Consider the following 22,782-nt stretch of genomic DNA (forward strand, 5'->3'; position numbering starts at 1 on the left):
GCAAGGCGTTGCTCCTTTTTTTATGTCTATACGTAAGCTCTCCTCTTTTTCTTATTCACGATAGTATAGGAATTACGCTATTTTTCAATAACTTTGCAAAAAGAGAGATGTCAATTATGTCTCGATAAGACAGATCAAAAGGTTCTCTTTTTACGTTATATATAAAAAGATAATTTAATCCTTGTAGAATAATGGAAACAATGCAACCATATTATCGTCTGATGAAATCAATCCTCTTTGTATTATTGCTTTCTTTTGGCATGATTTCATGTGAGAAAGAGGATCCTGTTGCTACCTCTCCAACTACAAGGCAAACGGACGACTCAACCACTGATCCGACAGATCCCGATCCAACTGATCCTGTTGTTCGTTCGAACAATGAACAGACGGTGTTCATGTATCTACCCTGGTCGAACAACCTCACTTCTTTTTTCTATCAGAACATTGCCGATTTGAAAAGTATCATCGGAAACAATATATTGAAGAACGAACGGGTGATCGTATTTATATGTACATCGGCCACCAAAGCCACTCTCTCCGAACTTGTCTATGAGAATGGCAAAGGTGTACAGAAGACTTTAAAAAACTACGATTATCCGGATCCTACCTATACAACCGCAGAGGGCATCACTTCTATTTTGAACGATGTACAAACCTATGCTCCCGCCAAACGATATGCAATGATTATCGGATGTCACGGGATGGGATGGATACCTGTATCGAGAGCAGCTTCACGTAACAGCTTGCAGATTAGTAAAAAGCACTGGGAGTACGAACATGCACCGATGACACGTTTTTTTGGAGGAACACAAACGAAATATCAAACTGATATTACTACGCTTGCCGGAGGCATTTCGAACGCGGGCCTAAAGATGGAATATATACTTTTCGATGACTGCTATATATCTACGGTAGAGGTTGCCTATGACCTTAAAAACGTAACAAGCCACTTGATAGCTTCTACAAGTGAAATAATGGCCTATGGGATGCCATACGACAAGATAGGCCAATACTTAATCGGAAATATAGATTACGAAAAGGTCTGTGACGGTTTCTATTCTTTTTATTCAAATTATGTGACTCCCTGCGGAACTATCGGTGTTACTGATTGCTCGGAATTGGATAATCTGGCAGCTATTATGAAAGAAATAAATCAGCGTTATACGTTTAACAAAGAGTTAACAGGTGAATTACAAAGATTAGACGGATATATGCCTACCATATTCTTTGATTACGGGGATTACGTTTCCAAACTGTGTTCCGATCCGGATCTATTAGAGCAATTCAACGAACAGTTGAAACGCACTGTGCCCTTCAAAAGGAATACCAAACAGTATTTTACAGCAATCTCTTCCTCCTACTACGGAGAAAGAATTGATATCAATACTTTCTCCGGAATCACGATTTCCGACCCAAGCACTAATCCGGGTGCTTCAAAAAAGAACGAAACAGCGTGGTATATCGCCACTCATTAAATCTACTCTAAGAAGCATACGGTGGTAGAGAGTTAATTCTCTGCATGTGGTCTGTCAAATCTCTTAATAAAAATTGAATCGAGAAAACAAATTCTTAATCAATGTTATAAAACATGCTTTTTTTCTTGGATTATTTGCAAAGTTACCAGAAGTGCGTATCTTTGCACTGTGTTTTTCATAGTATTAGATTTAAGGTTAACAAAGGTTGGAGCAAGGCGTTGCTCCTTTTTTTATGTCCATACGCCAGATATTCCATATCGTTCCTATTCATATTCACTCGGAGTAATCCCATTATAGCGCTTAAATACACGATTAAAGTACGGTACATCATTAAATCCGACAGCATAACAGATCTCCGAAACAGACATCTTCTTTTTTTGCTCCAGAAGTTGGCATGCCAATTTTATTCGATATTCATTCAAATAGGTAACAAACGTCTTCCCGGTAGCCTTCTTGAAGAAAACACAAAAAGAAGCCCGACTCATTCCTACATGTCGAGCCACATCATCAAGAGTTATATTCCGCTTTGCATTACAAATAACGTATGTTTGAATCTGCTCTATCCGTTTTTTCTCTTTATCAACTTTCTGATACTTGCCAACAATCTGTACGCCCCCACTCTCTCCAATCAGGAGAATTAACCTGATAAGAGATGCGACACGTTCAGCAGCATTCTGCCGACACATTTCTTTTAGAATGGCAATCAGCGCACTGGATTTTTCTTTTGTGAACTTCACAGCATCTGTATTCCTCTTAAAACGATCTGTATAGTCACGCAACTCCTGAAACAGAAAAGCACAATGATCCAGAAAAGTAGTCTCAAGTAGCAGAGTTATATTTTCGATTTTACCTTCGGCATCGGTAACTGTATCGTCAAAAGACCAGCAATGCGGTATTCCCGGTGGTATAAGTATCACTTCACCACTGGTAAAAGGCTCTGTCATATCTCCTATCATCCGCATTCCGGCACCGGTTATTACATAAGATAATTCCCAAGTAGATTGCTGATGCATCCCTATCTGTTCATTAGGAGCAAGATGAACATGATCGAAAGTACACGATTGTTTTTCAGTCTGCGACATTGGACTATATTTTAAAATAAAGAGTAAGTCTCTCCATTTCTTCTCTTTATATGCAAATATAAGACAATTCTAATAAACGATAAAACAAACATCATACAAGATTGCAACGTAATTTTGCCCCGTCTTTAAAATGAACTATTTAACACCACAAAAAACATTTTATCTTTTATGCAACACAATGATTATCTAGCATCCAAACCGCGATATGAAATTCTGGATGGCTTACGTGGAGTAGCTTCAATGATGGTAGTGGCTTATCATCTTTTTGAAACTTATTCTCACGATCCTATGCATCAAATATTAAATCATGGCTATTTGGCTGTCGATTTCTTCTTTGTTCTCTCCGGATTTGTTATCGGTTATGCTTATGACGACCGCTGGAATCGAATGACCTTGAAAGATTTCTTCAAACGCCGACTTGTACGTCTTCATCCGATGGTAATTATGGGTACATTGATCGGAGCTTTGCTTTTCTATTTTGGTGACTGTTCGGCTTTCCCTCTTATTAGTGAAACACCCTGGTGGAAAATGCTCCTACTTTTCCTGTTAGGCTGTACGATGCTTCCGGCACTTACTTCGTGGGATATTCGTGGATGGTCGGAAACAAATTCATTGAATGGACCTACCTGGTCATTGACGCTGGAATATATCGCTAATATCCTTTATGCATTATTTATCCGCCACTTTTCAAAAACACTACTTTGCATTTTTGTAATAGGAACTGCTTTCTAACCATCGACTTAACCATGAATTTGGACGTATTCAATCTATTTTCCGCCAACAGAAGCGCAGCTTATACGGTTATAGGAGGCTGGAGTATCACGCCCGACCAAATATACATAGGAATGACCCGACTACTTTATCCATTTTTCATGGGATTGTTACTATCCCGGATCAATAAACTCATCAAAATAAAAAGAGGATTCTGGTGGTGTTCAGTTCTTATTATTGTAATGCTGGCAATGCCCCGTATCGGAGGTATGGAAAATATGTGGATGAATGGAGCTTATGAAGCTTTTTGCATACTTATTATATGTCCGCTGATTGTAGCTATAGGAGCAGGCAGTGATATAAAAGGAAAAAAATCCGTGGCTGTTTGCACCTTCCTCGGAGAAATCTCATATCCTCTCTATATCACACATTTCCCTCTGGTTTACATGCAGATTGCTTGGGCAAACAATCACCCGGATGCTCCACTCGGTACGGTTATCTGCCTTAGTGTTTCTATTTTCATTCTCTCCGTCGGTTTAGCTTATGGCAGCCTCAAGCTATATGATATACCTGTACGTGAATGGCTAAAGAAACATTGGTTGATGAAATAATGTAGAAGCTAATAAATGGAATCATACAAGATTTAATAATAGAGAATCTAATAATATTAGATCTAATCAAATAAGAGAAAGCCACTATTATCAGTGAAGAACTGATTAAATAGATGGCTTTCTCCTTATTCTTACTATGATTTATTATTCCTCTTTCCATAGTCATAACAATCATTATCCCTTAATCACCGCCATTGGAGCCAGCTCCACCAACGGTTTCACCAAGTCCCGCTCATTCGCTATCACTTGTGCAATATCTTTATAAGCTCCCGGTGCTTCATCCAGTTCGTTCTGCGAACGAAGTCCGTGAATAATACCTTGCTGATCCATTCTCTCCTTCTCTTCATCCAGTGACAAACGGCGACAGGCATCCTTTCTTCCCATTAATCGACCTGCACCATGCGAACAGCTTTTGAAACTCTCCGGATTACCCAATCCCTCAACAATATAGGATTTAGTACCCATAGATCCGGGGATAATACCAATCTCACCCTCATAGGCACGCGTAGCACCTTTTCGGTGTACAATCACATCCTGATCGAAGTGATTCTCCCAAGCGGCATAGTTATGGGCAATATTAATCATAGGTTCAAAGTCCGTTTCAGGTTTCACCGCCTGAATAGATTCACAGATACGGTTCATCATCAACTGACGGTTGGCAAAGGCAAAAGCCACACAATAATTCATTTCACGGAAATAATCCTTTGCCATCTGTGTCTCCATTGGCAGGTAAGCCAGTCCCGGTACCATTGCAGAATACCATTTCTCATTCCAATACTGTGCAATCTTATTATAGTGATTGGCAACCTTCAAACCAATGTTACGGCTTCCGGAGTGAATCATCACCCAAACGTCAGATGTCTCTGTATCTTTCTGAATCTCTATAAAGTGATTTCCTCCTCCCAAGGTTCCTATCTGCTTCAAACAAGCCTCGTACTGATTCTTCAAAACAGGCATCTCTTCAAAGTCGAATCCTTGCGGAAGCAATTCCTGATCCTGCTTTTTATTCTGATGATCGAATCCCAAAGGAACAACTGCACGAATCTTCGACATAATGGAAGTCAAATCCGTATAACTAAAATCTTCCGCTTTTAGATTCGTTTTAATCGCACACATACCACAACCGATATCCACTCCCACAGCATTGGGAACAATCACGCCATTGGTAGCCAACACACCGCCAATAGGCATTCCTTTTCCCGCATGCGCATCAGGCATGATGGCAATATGTTTAAATGCAAAAGGCAGTGAAGTCAAATCCATAATCTGTGACATACAAGAATCCTCTACTTCATCCAACCAAAGTTTAGCGGGTAAACGTGTTCCCATAATTACTTTTTCCATACATTTTTTCTTTTATCAATTCATATAAATCTCGTTATCGGGAGCAAAGTAAGAAGGGAAGTACGAAATCTATTTGCGTAGTTGATATTATTTTTTATTTTTGTAGAAATAATCTATAACATCTATATATAGAACCTAATGAAGAAGATATTAATTATCGGTGCCAACGGATTCACCGGACGCCAGATTTTAAACGATTTGTCTGCTTGTAAACACTATAAGGTGACGGGCTGCTCCCTTCATCCGGATATTCTTCCCAATAACGCGGAGGATTATCGTTTCATCGAAACAGATATCCGGAATGAAGCAGACGTTAAGCATCTCTTCAAAAAGGTTCAACCCGATGTAGTCATTAATTGCTCCGCCCTGTCCGTGCCGGACTATTGCGAAACGCATCACGAAGAAGCCTATCTTACCAATGTTACCGCAGTGGGCCAACTAGCCGATTTATGCGAAGAATACAAAAGCCGTTTCATTCATTTATCCACGGACTTTGTTTTTGATGGAAAGATAAACGAAGCTGCCGGGCTGTTATATACAGAAGAAGATCTCCCGGCTCCGGTCAACTACTACGGATATACCAAATGGAAAGGAGAAGAGAGAGTGGCAGAAACTTGCAGCAGTTATGCCATTGTCCGTGTAGAAATCGTTTATGGCAAGGCACTGCCGGGACAACACGGTAATATTGTGCAGCTGGTAATGAACCGTTTGAAAGCCGGACAAGAAATATGTGTCGTATCCGATCAATGGCGGACACCAACCTATGTTGGAGATGTTTCGGATGGAGTGCTACGTTTAATAGAACATACGACGAATGGCATCTTCCACATCTGTGGCGATGAATGTATGACCATTGCGGAGATTGCCTACCAGGTAGCAGATTGTATGAAACTCGACCGTTCTCTTATCCATCCTGCCACCACAGAAGAAATGAATGAAAGCACTCCCCGTCCCCGCTTCAGTGGGATGAGTATTGATAAAGCCCGGACAATGCTCGGATACAGACCCCAAAAGTTAAAAGAGATTCTTGCGAACTGGAATAATTTATAAGGGAAAGAGCACATAACCAACTTTTTACAACCATCTATCTCGTTCCAGATATTCCTTTCTCTTCATTTATTGCATATTTATTTTGAAAATATGCAATAAATAACTATCTTTGCACCAAATTCAAAAAAGACCAATGATGAATCAAACATTACAATTACATAACGCTACTCTTTTTCTTGCAGGAATACCAATTTTCTGTAAGTCCTGTTGCGTGCATGTGCATTGGTTCAGTGGATTCATCTAAATTTCCCAACTATTTCTTTACAGGAACTACCTGCTGACTTGTTTTGTTAGTCACAGCAGTATTCCTTTCTGATTTTCAAGCAGATGTAACATCTTCTTTGAAAATTCTTTTGTGTGTTGTCAATCATCAGTTTAACCTAACCCAAAATATATACAATTATGTTCTCTATTATATCTACCATGTTTTTAGGAATCGGCATCGGCTATGTATTGCGTAACTGGAGTATTCTACAGAAGACAGAAAAGACAATTTCTCTTACAATATTCCTGTTGCTCTTTATTCTCGGTGTATCTATCGGTTCTAATAGCCTGATTGTGAACAATCTTGGTAAGTTCGGATGGCAAGCCATTGTTCTTGCCGTGTCCGGTGTATTGGGAAGCCTGATTGCTGCCCGTTTGGTACTACAATTATTTTTCAGGAAAGGAGGCGAACAATGAAAGGAAGTCTGATCGTTATAGTATTCTTTTGTGTAGGCTGTATCATGGGAGCTTTCAATAAGTTCGAGTTTGATACGCACACAGTTTCCATGTACATACTTTATGCATTAATGCTACAAGTAGGAATCAGCATCGGTTCCAATAAGAACCTGAAAGCCATTGTTTCACATTTGCACCCTAAAATGTTGCTGATTCCATTGGGAACAATTATCGGTACGCTGTTATTCTCCGCCCTGGCAAGTTTGCTATTGCGTCAATGGAGCGTGTTCGACTGTATGGCAGTGGGAAGTGGATTTGCCTACTATTCACTCTCTTCCATCCTTATCACCCAGTTCAAAGAACCCTCCATCGGACTGCAACTGGCTACGGAACTGGGAACCATTGCCCTACTAACTAATATTTTCCGTGAGATGATGGCACTTCTTGGTACTCCGATCATCAAGAAGTACTTCGGGAAACTCGCTCCTATTTCAGCAGCAGGAGTCAACTCGATGGACGTACTGCTGCCTTCCATTACCAGATATTCAGGAAAAGAAATGATTCCCATCGCCATCCTGCACGGCATTCTGATTGACATCAGCGTTCCCGTTTTCGTTTCTTTCTTCTGTAATCTTTAACCCTGTCCGGGAATAATAACCTTATTTATTAATGCCCGGAAACAGCCAATACAAACTTGATATCAGCATAGGAGACAGCGTCTCCTAATGCTACCTTTATAGCGAATATTCCCATGTATTCATGTTCATCCAAATACTTGCGAATCTTCGCTATATTTTCAGCTTTCACCACCTGCTCTACTTTGATCTTTCCCGAACGGACATAATGCTCCAGATGTCCGGCAATGGTTCCGGATACCAACTCACGAGCCTTGGCTATTTCATCTATATTCATTCCCTGACGGAACATTTCATAGCTAACCAACTTCGTATCTTTCTTCGCCTCCTTCTTTTTCTCCTTCTCCGCCTCTTTCTCCTGTTTCTCTGCCTCTTTCTGCAGCTTCGTCTTTCGTTGCCTTACCGTATCATCGCCATTACCGGAGGAGATTAACATATCCGTTATCTCCGGCCTCTCCAATTGATTCTCCGCCATATACTTGCGGATAATACCCAGAATCTCAAGCCCATATCTCTCTACTCCTTTCGCTCCAAAATAAGGTATCGCCTCCAAAGCTCTTGGACTATCCGGTAGCAGATTCACAATTCCCATCAATGCTTTCTGTTGCATAATCACATAAGCAGGAACATTCATCTCCCTTGTTTTGGCTGTTCTCCATTCAGATAGGGCACGATAAAGCTCCGGATGCAGAATATCCGTAGGAACTTCCACCTTTACCTTTTCAGCACTGCGTGTACGCTCTTTCCGTTCCTTACGTTCTTTCTTCTCCTTCAAAGCCTTCGAAGAACCGGAAGACGTAGAATCATCTTCAAGGCTCAACATTACTTTAGCCTTCAACTTCAAATAATCCGTAATGGCAAACCTCCCTCTTGTAGACACAGCTTCCAACAGAGACTCCTTAATCCACAACGCATCATCCAGCGCCTGCATACGCTCTGCCAACAGCTTTCTCAACTCTTTATTATCAAGAGGCATATTAGTCTTATCATACAAAGCCCGAACCGGTTCCAACTCCTTATGAAAATATCCGGCACCGGAACGAATCCGCTCCTGTAACTCCTCATTCGCCGCATAATCCTCACTCTCATGTATCAACCGGGTATACTGATTGCGGAAACGTTGAGACACCTCCACAATCTTCTCTTTAACATGGGGAGCCAACGCCTTATATTCAGCCAACTGCTTCGGAAAGAGCTTATACAAATCCTCATCCATAAGACGAAGCAACCGTTTATAAGCCTGATCGATCAAATAGAAATTAAACAAATCACTCAATAAATCAAAGAAATACGCCTTTTGCATATCATTCAACTGCTGGCTGCCCGGCTTATTCTGCTCCACCGCTTTGGTGAAATTATCCACCGTAGCATCACTTATTATGGCTTCCCTGCGTAAAGGAGATTCCAATACCATACCTTCCAACGTCTTGCAACGACTCAAAGCCACATAAGTTTGCCCATGTGCAAAGGAATTCCGTGCATCAATAATAGCACGTTCAAACGTCAAACCCTGGCTCTTATGTATCGTAATAGCCCACGCCAAACGAATAGGATACTGGCGGAACGTCCCCTCTATCACTTCAGTGATTTCCTTCGTCTCCTCATTCAACACATACTTATAATTCCCCCACTCTTCCGGCAACAACTGAAATTCGGATCGATCCCCTTTACCACGCACCACAATACCCGTTTCATTAACCGCTACCACCTCACCAATCATACCGTTATAATACCGTTTCTCGGACGATGGATCATTCTTCAGGAACATAATCTGTGCTCCCTCCTTAATTGTCAGAAGTTTATCCGCAGGATACGAATATTCAGGAAAATCCCCCTCTATCTCGGCACTAAAATGATACGCCTTGCCGGGCAACGATGCCAATTCGCGATCATTAACCCTCTGTGCCTGATTATTATGTGTCGTCAGACGAATATATCCCTCTTCTTTTTGCGGCTGAAAGCCGGGCTGATAACGACGGTTCAGTTCATTCAACACTTCATCATCCGCCTTATTCTCCCGAATTTTATTTAATAAGGAAAGGAAGAACGTATCACTCTGACGATATACTTTCTTGAGTTCAATCGTCATATATGCCGTTTCTTTCAATGCATGACTTGCAAAGAAATAAGGAGTCTCATAATGCTTTCTCAACAATTCCCACTCATTGTCTTTCACAACAGGCGCCAACTGTTGCAAATCTCCAATCATCAACAGCTGCACCCCACCAAAAGGTTTCTCCCTATCGCGATACCTCCGCAGAGTTGCATCCACCGCATCCAACAAATCAGCACGCACCATACTGATCTCATCAATAACCAGCAAATCCATACTACGGATGATATTCCGCTTTTCTTTACTATAACGATAATGCGTCTGGGAAGAATTAAAAGTAGTTTCGGGCACAAAAGGAGCAAAAGACAACTGAAAGAAAGAATGAATCGTTACGCCTCCCGCATTGATAGCTGCAATCCCTGTCGGAGCCAATACGACCATGCGTTTGGGCGTATGTTCTTTCAATCGTCTAAGAAATGTCGTTTTCCCGGTTCCAGCTTTTCCGGTAAGAAATAAATGGGTGCCTGTATTTTCAATGAACTGCCAAGCAAGCTGCAGTTCCGGATTATTTTCCATGCTTTTCCAATTTTCGGTAAAGTTACTGAATATTCTTTTTCTTTCATCTTGATACGAAAGAAAAAGCACCAAAAAGAAAGAATCAAGGCTACGGGTGGAAGCCTTACAATGTGGAAAGCTTAATAGAATAAAAGGCCAACAGAATAATAACCGATGTAGCCGATGTAATATAAAGAGACTTATGAAACGTTCAAAAAAAGCTTTGCCATATAAAAGCCGCAGACGTTATACGACTCAATATAGCAAAGCAGAACAATATATAATAAAACTATAAACGATATAACAGCGGCTCACCAAAACAATACCAAGCATATCGCACGGCTTCCCCGCACCCCTATCCAGAACAGCTTCCCCGCAAACCTACCCCACAATACCAGCAGCAACGCCCACCCCGCCAGCTTCCCCGGCCTACTTTTTTCTCCGTCAGGCGAGCGCCCGTAACGGAGCGTTAAGAAGGGCAGACTGTTTGAGCGTAGCGAGTTTCTGCCCTTTAGCGAAGTGAAGGAAGCGAGTAGGAGAAAAAAGTCAGCCTTGAATTTTTCTTTGCTTCTTTCTTTTGTTTCAAGACAAAAGAAAGATGATTAATTACTTCATGGATCCCCCTACAATATCCAGCAATTCATTTGTAATCGCCTGCTGACGAGTCTTGTTGTATTGCTTCGTCAAATCCTGAATCAGCTCATTTGCGTTGTCCGTAGCCACCTGCATAGCCAGCGTACGTGCAGCATGTTCCGAAGCATTAGAGTCGACAGCGGCGGTAAAAATCTTCTGGCTCAATACAGTGGGGATTAAGCTCGCGATTAATTCCTCCGCGTTCGGTTCGATGATATAATCATTGGCAATCTCGTGCTCCTGTGCCTCTTCCTCTTTCTTTCTGTCCTCTTCGCTAACCACGTTCGTCAGATTAATGGGGAGATACGTCTCACGGAGAAGAATCTGTACCCCCATTGATTTGAAGTGATGATAGATTATTTCCACACGATCCACTTCGCCTGCTACATACATATCCATCAGTCGGTGAGCCAGTTCGGCAGCCTCCTGATACGTTGGTTTGTCGGAAAGCGTTGGAGAAACCTCCTGCGGTTTGAAACCCATTCGTTTGGCCGCTTCATCCACCTTCTTACCTACCGGGAATATCAAGATATTATCCTGTCCTAAAGTACGGAATTCCCCGATAGTCTGCATCATCATTTTGATGACGTTGGCGTTGAAAGCACCACAAAGAGAAGTGTTCGAAGAAAAAACAACGATTGCTACACGCTTCACTTCACGCTCCTGCACATAAGGAGATTCGATAGGCAGGTCCGCGCTTAGGAAGTTAGTCAGAATCTTGTTCAACTTCTTCTGATAAGGCAGCATATTCTCAATGGCTCCTTGTGCCTTGTGTAATTTGGCAGAAGCCACCATCTTCATTGCTGAAGTGATTTTTCGGGTACTCTTGACCGAATTTATTCTGGTTTTTACTTCTTTCAGTGAAGCCATAGTGATAATTAAAAATTAATAATTAAAAATTAAAGGGCGATCTGATTTATAAAAAAGCCAATTAGATAAATCAAAAAACCATTTAGATTTATTTTAAAGGCCAATCAGATAAACCAATGACCAATTAGATAAATTGTTTAGTGACCATAGCGGCAGTCTCTTCGATAGCCTTAATCACATTATCATCAATCACACCCGTTTTCAATACATCCAATACATCCTCCTGATGATTCAGTTGCAGCGATTCAATGAAGCTACGTTCAAAGTCCTGCACCTTATCCAGAGGAACATCATGGAGCAGTCCGTGTGTACCACAGTAGAGAATAGCAATCTGCTGTTCTACGGGCATCGGGCTGTATTGAGGCTGAATCAACAGCTGGCCATTCTTACGTCCCTTGTCAATCGTCAATGCGGTAATCGGGTCCATGTCGCTGCTGAACTTGGAGAACGCTTCCAGTTCACGATACTGTGCCTGGTCGATCTTCAATGTTCCTGCCACTTTCTTCATAGCCTTAATCTGCGCGTTACCACCTACACGGGATACAGAGATACCCACGTTGATAGCCGGACGCGTACCCTGGTTGAACAAGTCAGTTTCGAGGAATATCTGTCCGTCGGTGATAGAAATCACGTTCGTCGGGATATAAGCCGATACGTCACCAGCCTGCGTTTCGATGATAGGCAATGCCGTGAGCGAACCACCGCCTTTGACAATTCCCTTCAGACTTTCCGGAAGATCGTTCATTTCGCGAGCCACTTCCTCCTGACTGATAATCTTGGCAGCACGTTCCAACAAACGAGAGTGCAGATAGAAAATATCACCCGGATAAGCCTCACGACCTGACGGACGGCGAAGAATCAGAGAAACCTCACGATAAGCTACCGCCTGCTTGGAAAGGTCATCATAAACCACCAATGCATGACGACCGGTATCACGGAAATACTCGCCAATGGCAGCACCCGCAAAAGGAGCGTAATACTGCAATGCAGCCGGATCACCAGCCGTAGCAGCCACCACAATCGTGTAGTCCAGTGCTCCGTACTCACGAAGCGTATTAACGATAGAAGCAACGGTAGAACCCTTCTGACCGATAGCCACATAAATACAATATACAGGATCACCTGCCAGGAAGTTACTGCGCTGGTTGATAATCGTATCAATAGCGATGGCAGTCTTTCCCGTCTGGCGGTCGCCGATAATCAACTCACGCTGTCCACGACCGATAGGAATCATGGCGTCTACCGCCTTCAATCCCGTCTGTAACGGTTGGTTCACAGGCTGACGGTAGATTACCCCCGGAGCTTTCCGTTCCAATGGCATATCATACAGTTCGCCGCCAATCAGCCCCTTGCCGTCGAGCGGTTCGCCCAGCGGGTCGATCACACGTCCCAGCATGCCCTCTCCTACACGGATGGAGGCGATACGTTTGGTACGCTTCACGACGAATCCCTCTTTGATCTTGTCCGTCGGACCCAACAGCACAGCACCCACGTTGTCCTCTTCGAGGTTCATCACGATTGCTTTGATACCATTGTCAAACTCCAGCAATTCATTGGCTTCGGCATTTCGCAATCCATAGATACGCACTACGCCGTCGCTCACCTGAAGCACCGTACCGATTTCATCAAGTTGCACATTGGCGTTGATTCCTTCGAGCTGCTTGCGCAATATATCAGATACTTCGCTTACTTTTATATTTTCAGACATTATACAATTCTCCTATTCTTATCAATAAATTGTTGTTTCACTCGCTTCAACTGCGTGGCAACGCTTGCATCCAGTCGGTAGTCGTTGACATCGAAGATAAATCCGCCTTCAATCGAAGGATCTATCACCGTTTCGAGTTCCATCTGGGCGTGCAAGATATGCTCTGCTGCGGAACGAATCCGGTTTTCCGTTTCCTTATTGACGGGAACGGCTGTAATGAGCTTACCCACTCCGATATGCTTCAGCTTCCGGTAAAGATCCAGATACATCAGGCTGATAAATTGCAGATAGCCTTCACGCCTGTTTCGCAGTACCAAAGTGATAAAACGGACAAACTCTCTGGTCGATTTTCCGTCACCATCGGCAGCCGTGCAGACTAACGCCAACTTTTCCTTCGTTGTGATGACCGGATTATCAAGTGCTTCGCGCAAACCGGGCTGTTCACAAAAACTGTGCGACAGCGTCAGGAACTCCTGATATAACCTGTCCTCCAGACCTTTTTCCTGTGCATATTCAATGATGGCTTTTGCATAACGCATTGAGAGTATTCCGACTTCCATCTTCCTTAGTTCTTATTCGGGGTTAGTACTTCATCCAGCATACGGTCGATCATGCCCATCTGTGCTTCCTTGTCCTCAAGACTCTTGCGGAGCACTTTCTCGGCGATGTCCACAGAAAGCACGGCTACCTGGCGACGGATGTCGCGGATGGCTTCGTCTTTCTCTATCTGGATTTGTTGTTTCACCGCATCCAATTCTTTTTGTGCGGCAATTTCGGCTTGCTTACGGGCCTCGTGAACAATCTTGTCACGTTCTTCCATTGCTTCCCTCAAGATGCGTCCTTGTTCTTTGTTGGCGGCAGCCACCAATGCGTCGCCTTCCTCTTTCAGTTTAGACAACTGGGCATTAGCTTCTCTCGCCACCTCCAAAGACTGGTCGATATAGGTCTTACGACCCTCCACCATCTTGATGATGACGGGGAAGCCATATTTCGCCAATATCACGAACACAATCCCGAATGAGAGAAACATCCAGAACAGCAGGCCACTATCAGGTAATAGTAATGACATAATCTTTATTTACGATTTTACGATTTACAATTTACGATTTCGCGGCTTATCATGATTTGAAACATGGTTCACGCCTGCGAAATTCGCTTGTTATATACCTGATTAGAGGAAGAACACCAACAGACAAACTACTACCGCCAACAGAGCCACACCTTCAATCAAGGCGGCGGCGATAATCATGTTCATACGGATGTCCCCTGATGCTTCCGGCTGGCGTGCGATTGCCTCCATTGCCGAACCACCAATCTTACCAATACCCAAACCAGCTCCGATTACTGCAAGACCTGCACCGATAGCTGCACCTAATTTACTAACTCCTACTGCTGCTGCAGTGGCTTGTAACAATACTGATAGTAACATAATTTTCAGTTTTAAAATGGTTTATATTTTCTCTTGTTTATTATTTAATCATTCATTCCGCACGTTTATTCCGTATTCTTTTTATTGACGTTTTCACCGCGTTTCATTTCAATCTTCTTCTGTTTTCACTTTGGCGCCTTCCTGTGCCAGACCGATAAACACTGCCGACAACATCGTAAATACGTAAGCCTGGATGAAGGCAACCAACAACTCAAGCGCATTCATAAAAATGTTGAACAATACGGAAGCCACCGTCAGCGTGCCGTTCAGTGCAGGCCCCATGCTTGCCGAGATAAAGATCAAGCAGGTAAGCACCAACATCGCCATGTGTCCCGCCAGCATATTGGCAAAAAGACGAATCATCAAAGCAAACGGTTTCGTAAAGATTCCGAAGAACTCGATGAATGGCATCATCGGTATAGGCACTTTCAGCCACCAAGGTACATCAGGCCAGAAAATATCCTTCCAGTAATGTTTCGAACCGAAGATATTCACTGCCAGGAACGTGCAGACTGCAAGCACCATAGTGATAGCGATATTTCCCGTCACGTTCGCACCTCCAGGGAAGAACGGAATCAACCCCATCATGTTATTGATAAAGATGAAAAAGAACGCTGTCAGCAGATACGGTGCAAACTTCCGGTAGTTGGGTCCTACACAACTCTTGATAATATCGTCGTTCACCATCATGATGAACATCTCCATGAATCCGATAAATCCTCCCGGCGCTTTCGCTCCTTGCGGACGTTTTCTATACCAGTGTGACACGCTCAATACAATGATGAGCAACAACACGCTGTTGAACAGCAAAGCAAACGTCACTTTCGTGATGGAAATATCCCACGGGCGAACCTGTTCGCCTGCCGCATTATACTCTACCAGTTTGCCCTCGTACTTACTTCCTTCGGGAGCGATGGAAAGTCCTTCATAAGTCCCTCCATTCTCTTCGAGACGGGAAGAAAGGAACGTGTGCCAACCTGTAGTGCTACTATAAACAATAATAGGTAATGGTATAGTAATGTGCGTGTTACCCCACGTCGTAATATGCCATTCGTAGGAGTCTCCGATATGACCGAACACAATTTCTTTCACATCCACCGTGTTCTCCTGTTCCTCTTTCGGAGTAATCTCGTCCTGCGTCTGTTGTGACACCGCTTCCCTCTCCTGTTCCTGTGCAAGAACCGGCAAGCCGACTGTCGCCATGAGGCAGAACAGAATCAACGGAGCTACTATGTTATGCAACTGTTTCATTTTTCTTCTTATTTTTCTTTTTCCGTTTCTGATTCAACTCAAAAGAGAAGAAGAACCAGGTTTCGAATACCAGATATATCAAATAGAACAAGATAAACGTCAGCAGAAAGGCTCTGGCTTCTTCGCGAACGGCAAGACAATAAATCAATACCAGAATCAGCGAAAGAATCATTTTTATCATCTTCGTTGCCAGATACAACAGTAACATTCTCTGTGGAGCATGCCGGCGGCAAGCGTCGAAAGCATAAATGCTAAACAGCCCGAAAAAGTAAAAATAGATCGGAATAAACGGATACCCTCCGAAATAATGCCCCGGCAAAGCGAAGTGTAGAATGACAGCTCCGAGTGCCCCGCTAATTACCGCAAATAAGGTATGCCACCAAATAAAATTCCGTTTAGTTTTACTAATATTCACCATGTTACTGTGTTTTTCTGTAAGGTTATAATCTCGTTTTTTTCAATCTTTTGATGCTTAGTCTTTGTGCCGGTGGGGAGCTTCCGTCAGGAAACACAGGCGGAAACCGTACCGTCACTCATTTCGACAAAACCGCCCTGAATATCCATCGTGTGCTCTTCTCCGTCCATCGTCGTGTAACTCAACGTTCCCGCTTTCAACGACGAAACAATGGGCGCATGCCCGGGGAGAATAGAAAACGAACCGATCATTCCCGGCAATGTGACAATCTTCACATTTCCGTCGAATATGCTCTTTTCGGGCGATACTATACTCAAATGCAGTTCTTTCATCATGCTATCTTTTTATTTTTTTGCTGCCTGTTCCAGCAATTTCTTACCTTTCTCTATTGCCTCCTCAATGGTTCCGACATTCAAGAAAGCCTGTTCGGGAAGATAATCCACTTCTCCTTCCAGAATCATCTTGAATCCCTTGATAGTGTCTTCAATACCCACCATCACACCCGGAACGCCTGTAAACTGTTCGGCTACGGCAAACGGTTGTGAAAGGAAACGCTGCACACGACGGGCGCGGTTCACCACCATCTTGTCTTCTTCCGAAAGTTCCTCCATACCGAGGATGGAAATAATGTCCTGCAATTCCTTGTTACGTTGCAGAATTTGTTTCACCTGCTGCGCTATGTCGTAGTGTTCCTGGCCAACAATGTGCGGGTCGAGGATACGTGACGTAGAAGCCAACGGGTCTACCGCCGGATAAATACCCAGCTCCGTAATCTTACGGTCGAGCACGGTAGTGGCATCCAAGTGGCTGAAAGTTGTTGCAGGAGCCGGGTCGGTCAAGTCATCGGCAGGCACATACACCGCCTGTACGGAGGTGATAGAACCTTTGCGGGTAGACGTGATACGTTCCTGCATCGCACCCATTTCCGTAGCCAGCGTAGGCTGGTAACCAACGGCGGACGGCATACGTCCCAAAAGGGCGGACACTTCCGAACCTGCTTGCGTGAAACGGAAGATATTATCAATAAAGAACAGAATATCGCGTTTCTCACCTTCTTTTCCTGCGTCGCGGAAAGATTCCGCCACCGTCAGTCCGGACAATGCCACAGAGGCACGTGCGCCCGGAGGCTCGTTCATCTGACCGAAAATCAGAGACACTTGCGATTTCTCCAGTTCGTTATAATCCACTTTCGAAAGATCCCAGTGACCTTTCTCCATTCCTTCTTTGAATGCTTCGCCGTAACGGATTACACCGGATTCAATCATTTCGCGCAGCAAGTCGTTACCTTCACGGGTACGTTCACCTACTCCGGCAAAAACAGAGAATCCATTATGTTTCTTGGCGATATTATTGATAAGTTCCTGAATCAATACAGTCTTTCCTACACCGGCACCGCCGAACAAACCGATTTTACCACCTTTGGCATACGGTTCGAGCAGGTCGATCACTTTGATACCTGTGAAGAGCACCTCTTGCACAGTGGTCAAATCCTCAAACTTAGGGGGTTCGCGATGAATGGAATATGCACCTTTGCGGTCGAGTCCTTTCATACCGTCGATCGAATCACCGACTACGTTCATCAGTCGTCCTTTAATCTGTTCGCCAATCGGCATCGTGATCGGGCCTCCGGTGGGATACACTTTCATGCCTCTCTGAAGTCCGTCGGTACTGTCCATCGCTACGGTACGCACCGTATTTTCGCCGATATGTTGCTGAACTTCTACAACCAGTATTTTGCCGTTTGGCCTCTTTATCTCCAGTGCGTCGTGGATGCTTGGCAGCACCAATTCTGCATCCGTACCCTCAAAGTACACATCGACCACAGGGCCGATCACCTGCGAGATATGTCCGATAATCTGTGACATAAGCAATCTCTAATTTATTTATATTATTCTTTTCTCTCCTTTTGACTTTATAATATGAAAGGAATGCACATTTTTCGCGTTTTACCTATTTCAATATTATAATAAACAGTAGAGTTCAGTTTTTGTTCAACTATTTTCTATATCCCATAAACTTCTGTCCTTAGAAATAGTTAAAGAAACAACTGCGCAAATGTAGAAACAATTCCGTGTCGTTGTGCTTCCTTTTTCATAATTTGTCGTTCGATAACACTTATTAGACCTACAATGACTACAGATTGACCAATTCAGACAAATTTCTGCTACAAATCAATAGCAAAACAAGTTTAGGGGCAATAATCTATCAATAAACTGAATTTGCCCGTCGAGTTTCCTATCTCTTTGTTAAAAATCAATGGATTAGCAAAAACAGGAGATAGTGGCAAAAACAACTAGTTTTGTGTTCGAACACAGAAAAGTCCTTATTTTCATGCTTTCCTTAAGAAAGTTTAAAGGCGGAATTCCCTATTTTTCGACTATCCATTTCTCTATATTCCGCATTTCCGCACTAAAGTTCACTCCAATCTTAAAGAGCTTACGATCATCGTTTTCAAACGGTTGCGCATAATGCTTCTCGTTGATTTGCAGCAGAGCTTCTTCGGCCGTACCATCCAACTTAAATTCCATCACATAGATAAATTTATCCGTCTGCAAAAGAAGATCAATGCGTCCTGCACTTGTGTGATACTCTGCTTTGACGTAAAAACCAACAAGTTTGAAGACAATAAAAAGAACATTCTGATAATGTAATTCCAGGTCGCGGACTAATTCATAAGGTGTATCTGCAAAGAAACTTTGCAAACGACGAAAGAAAGAGTCATAATCTCCGGATTCCACTTCACGAACAAACTTCTGTATTTCAAACTGCGATTCCACAGCGTTGGTATTAGCATAGAAAGGAAGCAGAAAGTTAATGAACCCCTCTTCCACTTCGCGGTTCGGAAATCCCAAGCGATAAATGCCAAACCGTTGATCGTACCCCTTTATGGTAAGATAACCGCTTTGGTAGATTACCGGAATAGGATTGTCTGATGTAGAATCAATACTGTTCAATACAGTGGCAGTTGTTTCTTCGTGCGCCATACGGCGAAGATCATAATGATGTTTTTTAAGCAGTTCTACCAGATAGGTAGGAGTACCGGTCTCAAACCAATAACTACCAAATTCATTATATTTAAAAGTATTGAGCAGACTGAACGGATTATACATACCGATAGAGTTATGCGTAAAATGATAACCATCATAATACTCCTGCAATTTTGCGCAAATTTCATCATACGTCATTCCTTGAGCACTGGCCAGACTATGAAGCTCATCCTCCAGATTGTCATGCAATTCCTGCTCATTAATACCACAGATATCTATATACTGATTCCGCATCGAGATATCATCCAGATTATTCAGATCGCTGAATACACTGACCTTACCGAATTTGGTTACTCCCGTCAACATACCAAACTTGATGCATCCATCCTTACTCTTCAATGCTCCGTAAAAAGCCTTCAATGTCTCACGATAGCTTTTCTGAAGCTCGTCATTACCTATGGCCTGCAACATCGGTTTATCATATTCGTCTACAAGCACCACCACCCGCTGTCCGGTCTTATCACAAGCACGCTGAATGATACCTTGAAAACGGGAAGCAAATGTTCTTTCATAATCCTGCGCGCCATAGAGAGCTTCCCATCCACGCAAAGCACTTTCCAGCACCTGATCGAGTGCTTCGGGAGCAGTATATTTCTCCGCATTCAAATCCAGATGCAATATGGGGTATTTTATCCAATCCTTTTCCAGTTTTTCCATAGCCAATCCGTCAAAGAGTTCTTTCTTTCCTTGAAAATAGGCTTCGAGCGTAGAAAGCAGAAGACTTTTGCCAAAACGGCGAGGGCGACTAAGGAAGTAATAACGTCCAGTCTTCACCAATTGGTAGACTAAAGCCGTTTTATCAATATAAAAGTAGCCGTCATTACGTAAGCTCTCAAAATTTTGTATTCCGATAGGATATATTTTATTTTCCATACACTCCACTCTTTTAAAATTGCAATACACAAAGATACGCTTTTCGATTAAAGAAAACATAAAATCCGGCATGAAAGTTTTTCGTACAAGATTCACTTTCTCCTTTTATTTATAAAACAAAAATTTAAATACGCCGATAATCTATATATTATCCATTTTTTGCTGTAATTTTGCGCCACTAATATAAAACACTCAAAATGATGAAGAAAATACTGTTACTCGGTTCCGGCGAACTAGGAAAAGAATTTGTAATTTCAGCTCAACGTAAAGGCCAGCACATCATTGCTTGCGACTCCTATGCAGGAGCACCGGCTATGCAAGTGGCCGATGAATTTGAAATATTCGACATGCTGAATGGTGAAGAACTGGAACGCGTGGTGAAGAAACACCGCCCGGACATTATCGTTCCGGAGATTGAAGCAATCCGTACAGAACGTTTATACGACTTCGAAAAAGAAGGCATTCAGGTAGTTCCCAGTGCTCGTGCCGTGAACTTCACCATGAACCGTAAAGCCATTCGCGACCTTGCCGCCCAAGAACTCGGACTGAAAACAGCCAAATACTTCTATGCCAAAACCCTGGAAGAACTGAAAGAAGCTGCCGACAAAATCGGTTTCCCTTGTGTCGTTAAACCGTTGATGTCCTCTTCCGGCAAAGGACAATCGCTCGTGAAGAGTGCCGACGAACTCGAACACGCCTGGGAATACGGATGCAGTGGCAGCCGTGGCGATATTCGCGAACTTATCATTGAAGAATTCATCAAGTTTGACAGCGAAATCACCCTGCTCACCGTTACCCAAAAGAACGGCCCTACCCTCTTCTGCCCTCCCATCGGACACGTGCAGAAAGGTGGCGACTATCGTGAAAGTTTCCAGCCTGCACACATTGATCCCGCCCATTTGAAAGAAGCGGAAGAGATGGCCGAAAAAGTAACCCGTGCATTGACAGGCGCAGGACTTTGGGGAGTTGAATTCTTCCTAAGCCACGAGAACGGAGTCTATTTCTCCGAACTTTCCCCTCGTCCGCATGACACAGGTATGGTAACACTGGCGGGCACACAAAACCTGAATGAGTTCGAACTCCACTTACGTGCCGTGCTCGGCCTGCCCATTCCCGGCATCAAACAAGAACGGATAGGCGCAAGCGCTGTGATCCTTTCCCCGATTGCCAGCCAGGAACGTCCGCAATATCGCGGCATGGAAGAAGTGACGAAAGAAGAAGATACCTACCTCCGCATATTCGGCAAACCGTTTACCCGCGTCAACCGCCGTATGGGAGTAGTGCTTTGCTATGCTCCGCTGGATGCCGATTTGGATGCACTGCGTGATAAGGCAAAAAGAATTGCCGAGAAAGTAGAGGTATTCTAAAGCCAGACAACAATTCTAAATCTAATGACAAAACACTTGAAAACCGTCAATTTGTACGGAGTCGCCATGCTGTTGCTGATGACTGCCTGTTCGCCCAAAGTGGTGACCCACATTTCGAAAGTCTATCCGGATATTATTCCGACAGATTCGGTCTATGTCATCGAACTGGGAGATAAAGTTCCTAACACAGCCGAAACCATAGGCCGCATTTCAGTGGTAGACCGGGGCACTTCGTCCAAATGCCGTTACGATCAGGTGTTACATCTGGCGCAAGAAGCTACGGGAAAGAATGGCGGCAACGGACTTGTCATCACCGACCATCTGAAACCCTCCTTTTGGGGAAGCTCCTGCCATCAGATATCCGGCTTGATGCTTCGCCTTTCGGACCGTCAGGTGGACACAATGAAAGTCAATCCGGTGCAAGACATGATCGAACTCGACCATGTAGTGACTAAAGAACGGGCAGAGAACAGACGGGCTCCGTCCAGCACTTTCGAAGGGAGTATAGGATACGGATGGGTGACCAGCAAACTCTATGACGTCGATGGCCGCTCTTTGGGAAGCAAAGGCGGTGTAGATTGGAAACTCTCTTACGAATACACCTGGAGCAGTGGCTGGGGTATCGGAATGCAATATTCCGGTTTCAGAGCCTCTTTCCCCGGCGGAAACATGATGTTGTCCTACATTGCCCCCGAATGGGTGGTACGTTCCAGATGGGATAAATGGATATTAAAAGCCGGGCTAGGCTTGGGATTATTCCTCTACAATGAACCGGGTTACCATTCCAGCGGACTGGGAGCACACGCTACGGTAGGCTTAGAATACATGATTACCAACCAATGGGGAGTAGGTATATCTGCAAACACCATCAATGGCAGCCTGCCGGATCGCAGCGAAGTAAAGCTAAAAGACAACGAACGTACCGGAATTACCCGCTTCAACGTTCTCGGAGGAATACGTTGGTATTTCTGATGCATACTTGCTTAAAAAGAAAACTCCAACCAATACGACTG

19 protein-coding genes and 1 pseudogene are annotated in these 22,782 nt (G+C 43.6%); 7 read left to right on the forward strand and 13 right to left on the reverse strand.

The genetic code is table 11. The annotated features are described in order from the left end of the window. Positions 1 to 191: 191 nt before the first annotated feature. Positions 192 to 1,475, forward strand: a complete 1,284-nt coding sequence (locus DXB58_RS16620; RefSeq protein ID WP_122137598.1) for a clostripain-related cysteine peptidase — start codon at positions 192 to 194, stop codon at positions 1,473 to 1,475. Between the two features lie 263 nt (positions 1,476 to 1,738). Here the strand turns inward: DXB58_RS16620 and DXB58_RS16625 are convergent, their stop codons facing one another. Beyond that, positions 1,739 to 2,557 (reverse strand): helix-turn-helix domain-containing protein, encoded by an 819-nt coding sequence (locus DXB58_RS16625; protein WP_122137599.1) that lies wholly within the window; start codon positions 2,555 to 2,557, stop codon positions 1,739 to 1,741. A 168-nt stretch (positions 2,558 to 2,725) separates the two neighbouring features. Here DXB58_RS16625 and DXB58_RS16630 point away from each other — a divergent pair. Then, positions 2,726 to 3,879 (forward strand): annotated as a pseudogene (locus tag DXB58_RS16630) (acyltransferase family protein). Between the two features lie 174 nt (positions 3,880 to 4,053). On the opposite strand, the gene DXB58_RS16635 reads toward DXB58_RS16630, so the two are convergent. Continuing rightward, complete coding sequence (locus DXB58_RS16635; protein WP_008998427.1) at positions 4,054 to 5,223, reverse strand: RtcB family protein; 1,170 nt, start codon at positions 5,221 to 5,223, stop codon at positions 4,054 to 4,056. Between the two features lie 138 nt (positions 5,224 to 5,361). Between DXB58_RS16635 and DXB58_RS16640 the strand changes: the two genes are divergently transcribed. From DXB58_RS16640 to DXB58_RS16650, 3 genes are all read left to right on the forward strand, one after another. Further along, on the forward strand, positions 5,362 to 6,273 hold the full coding sequence (locus DXB58_RS16640) for an SDR family oxidoreductase (protein ID WP_122137600.1): 912 nt from the start codon (positions 5,362 to 5,364) through the stop codon (positions 6,271 to 6,273). 402 nt (positions 6,274 to 6,675) lie between these two features. Continuing rightward, positions 6,676 to 6,954 carry a LysO family transporter gene (locus DXB58_RS16645; RefSeq protein ID WP_004303461.1) on the forward strand — a complete coding sequence of 93 codons (279 nt, stop codon included), beginning with the start codon at positions 6,676 to 6,678 and terminating at the stop codon, positions 6,952 to 6,954. After that, on the forward strand, positions 6,951 to 7,571 hold the full coding sequence (locus DXB58_RS16650) for a lysine exporter LysO family protein (RefSeq protein ID WP_004295766.1): 621 nt from the start codon (positions 6,951 to 6,953) through the stop codon (positions 7,569 to 7,571). The genes DXB58_RS16645 and DXB58_RS16650 overlap by 4 nt, the downstream gene beginning before the upstream one ends. Positions 7,572 to 7,599: 28 nt before the next feature. Here the strand turns inward: DXB58_RS16650 and DXB58_RS16655 are convergent, their stop codons facing one another. The 11 genes from DXB58_RS16655 to DXB58_RS16705 form a co-directional block, all read right to left on the reverse strand. After that, entirely contained in the window at positions 7,600 to 10,197 is a 2,598-nt protein-coding gene (locus DXB58_RS16655; protein WP_122137601.1) for a helix-turn-helix domain-containing protein, read from the reverse strand. Positions 10,198 to 10,782: 585 nt separating this feature from the next. Then, on the reverse strand, positions 10,783 to 11,679 hold the full coding sequence (locus DXB58_RS16660) for a F0F1 ATP synthase subunit gamma (protein WP_008998430.1): 897 nt from the start codon (positions 11,677 to 11,679) through the stop codon (positions 10,783 to 10,785). A gap of 124 nt (positions 11,680 to 11,803) precedes the next feature. Next, positions 11,804 to 13,387 (reverse strand): F0F1 ATP synthase subunit alpha, encoded by a 1,584-nt coding sequence (gene atpA, locus DXB58_RS16665; RefSeq protein ID WP_008998431.1) that lies wholly within the window; start codon positions 13,385 to 13,387, stop codon positions 11,804 to 11,806. Continuing rightward, entirely contained in the window at positions 13,387 to 13,947 is a 561-nt protein-coding gene (locus DXB58_RS16670) for a F0F1 ATP synthase subunit delta (protein ID WP_004295760.1), read from the reverse strand. Before DXB58_RS16670 ends, atpA begins: the two co-directional genes overlap by 1 nt. Positions 13,948 to 13,952: 5 nt before the next feature. After that, a complete protein-coding gene (gene atpF, locus DXB58_RS16675) occupies positions 13,953 to 14,456 on the reverse strand; it encodes a F0F1 ATP synthase subunit B (protein ID WP_004295759.1) in 504 nt (167 codons plus the stop codon). A 102-nt stretch (positions 14,457 to 14,558) separates the two neighbouring features. Beyond that, positions 14,559 to 14,816 (reverse strand): ATP synthase F0 subunit C, encoded by a 258-nt coding sequence (atpE, locus tag DXB58_RS16680; RefSeq protein ID WP_004295758.1) that lies wholly within the window; start codon positions 14,814 to 14,816, stop codon positions 14,559 to 14,561. Positions 14,817 to 14,924: 108 nt separating this feature from the next. Beyond that, positions 14,925 to 16,067 carry a F0F1 ATP synthase subunit A gene (gene atpB, locus DXB58_RS16685; protein ID WP_122137602.1) on the reverse strand — a complete coding sequence of 381 codons (1,143 nt, stop codon included), beginning with the start codon at positions 16,065 to 16,067 and terminating at the stop codon, positions 14,925 to 14,927. Further along, on the reverse strand, positions 16,051 to 16,485 hold the full coding sequence (locus DXB58_RS16690) for a hypothetical protein (RefSeq protein ID WP_004303466.1): 435 nt from the start codon (positions 16,483 to 16,485) through the stop codon (positions 16,051 to 16,053). Before DXB58_RS16690 ends, atpB begins: the two co-directional genes overlap by 17 nt. 83 nt (positions 16,486 to 16,568) lie before the next feature. Further along, positions 16,569 to 16,814 (reverse strand): ATP synthase F1 subunit epsilon, encoded by a 246-nt coding sequence (gene atpC, locus DXB58_RS16695; RefSeq protein WP_004303467.1) that lies wholly within the window; start codon positions 16,812 to 16,814, stop codon positions 16,569 to 16,571. 12 nt (positions 16,815 to 16,826) lie between these two features. After that, on the reverse strand, positions 16,827 to 18,347 hold the full coding sequence (gene atpD / locus DXB58_RS16700) for a F0F1 ATP synthase subunit beta (RefSeq protein WP_008998434.1): 1,521 nt from the start codon (positions 18,345 to 18,347) through the stop codon (positions 16,827 to 16,829). Positions 18,348 to 18,848: 501 nt separating this feature from the next. Continuing rightward, positions 18,849 to 20,402, reverse strand: a complete 1,554-nt coding sequence (locus tag DXB58_RS16705; RefSeq protein WP_117935709.1) for an ATP-binding protein — start codon at positions 20,400 to 20,402, stop codon at positions 18,849 to 18,851. A 200-nt stretch (positions 20,403 to 20,602) separates the two neighbouring features. Here DXB58_RS16705 and purT point away from each other — a divergent pair, with 200 nt between their 5' ends. Beyond that, positions 20,603 to 21,769, forward strand: a complete 1,167-nt coding sequence (purT, locus tag DXB58_RS16710) for a formate-dependent phosphoribosylglycinamide formyltransferase (RefSeq protein ID WP_122137633.1) — start codon at positions 20,603 to 20,605, stop codon at positions 21,767 to 21,769. Positions 21,770 to 21,793: 24 nt separating this feature from the next. Beyond that, positions 21,794 to 22,741, forward strand: a complete 948-nt coding sequence (locus DXB58_RS16715; protein WP_199487888.1) for an outer membrane beta-barrel protein — start codon at positions 21,794 to 21,796, stop codon at positions 22,739 to 22,741. Positions 22,742 to 22,782 lie beyond the last annotated feature (41 nt).

It is taken from the genome of Bacteroides sp. OM05-10AA, from assembly GCF_003439055.1.
Classification (GTDB): Bacteria; Bacteroidota; Bacteroidia; order Bacteroidales; family Bacteroidaceae; genus Bacteroides; species Bacteroides intestinigallinarum.

Coding starts and splice junctions, on each gene's coding strand:
- atpE (WP_004295758.1), bottom strand. CDS start 14,816: ATGTTACTATCAGTATTGTTACAAGCCACTGCAGCAGCAGTAGGAGTT.
- atpF (WP_004295759.1), bottom strand. CDS start 14,456: ATGTCATTACTATTACCTGATAGTGGCCTGCTGTTCTGGATGTTTCTC.
- DXB58_RS16645 (WP_004303461.1), top strand. CDS start 6,676: ATGTTCTCTATTATATCTACCATGTTTTTAGGAATCGGCATCGGCTAT.
- DXB58_RS16640 (WP_122137600.1), top strand. CDS start 5,362: ATGAAGAAGATATTAATTATCGGTGCCAACGGATTCACCGGACGCCAG.
- purT (WP_122137633.1), top strand. CDS start 20,603: ATGAAGAAAATACTGTTACTCGGTTCCGGCGAACTAGGAAAAGAATTT.
- DXB58_RS16635 (WP_008998427.1), bottom strand. CDS start 5,223: ATGGAAAAAGTAATTATGGGAACACGTTTACCCGCTAAACTTTGGTTG.
- DXB58_RS16650 (WP_004295766.1), top strand. CDS start 6,951: ATGAAAGGAAGTCTGATCGTTATAGTATTCTTTTGTGTAGGCTGTATC.
- DXB58_RS16715 (WP_199487888.1), top strand. CDS start 21,794: ATGACAAAACACTTGAAAACCGTCAATTTGTACGGAGTCGCCATGCTG.
- DXB58_RS16620 (WP_122137598.1), top strand. CDS start 192: ATGGAAACAATGCAACCATATTATCGTCTGATGAAATCAATCCTCTTT.
- DXB58_RS16705 (WP_117935709.1), bottom strand. CDS start 20,402: ATGGAAAATAAAATATATCCTATCGGAATACAAAATTTTGAGAGCTTA.
- DXB58_RS16655 (WP_122137601.1), bottom strand. CDS start 10,197: ATGGAAAATAATCCGGAACTGCAGCTTGCTTGGCAGTTCATTGAAAAT.
- atpA (WP_008998431.1), bottom strand. CDS start 13,387: ATGTCTGAAAATATAAAAGTAAGCGAAGTATCTGATATATTGCGCAAG.
- DXB58_RS16670 (WP_004295760.1), bottom strand. CDS start 13,947: ATGGAAGTCGGAATACTCTCAATGCGTTATGCAAAAGCCATCATTGAA.
- atpB (WP_122137602.1), bottom strand. CDS start 16,067: ATGAAACAGTTGCATAACATAGTAGCTCCGTTGATTCTGTTCTGCCTC.
- DXB58_RS16660 (WP_008998430.1), bottom strand. CDS start 11,679: ATGGCTTCACTGAAAGAAGTAAAAACCAGAATAAATTCGGTCAAGAGT.
- atpD (WP_008998434.1), bottom strand. CDS start 18,347: ATGTCACAGATTATCGGACATATCTCGCAGGTGATCGGCCCTGTGGTC.
- DXB58_RS16690 (WP_004303466.1), bottom strand. CDS start 16,485: ATGGTGAATATTAGTAAAACTAAACGGAATTTTATTTGGTGGCATACC.
- atpC (WP_004303467.1), bottom strand. CDS start 16,814: ATGAAAGAACTGCATTTGAGTATAGTATCGCCCGAAAAGAGCATATTC.
- DXB58_RS16625 (WP_122137599.1), bottom strand. CDS start 2,557: ATGTCGCAGACTGAAAAACAATCGTGTACTTTCGATCATGTTCATCTT.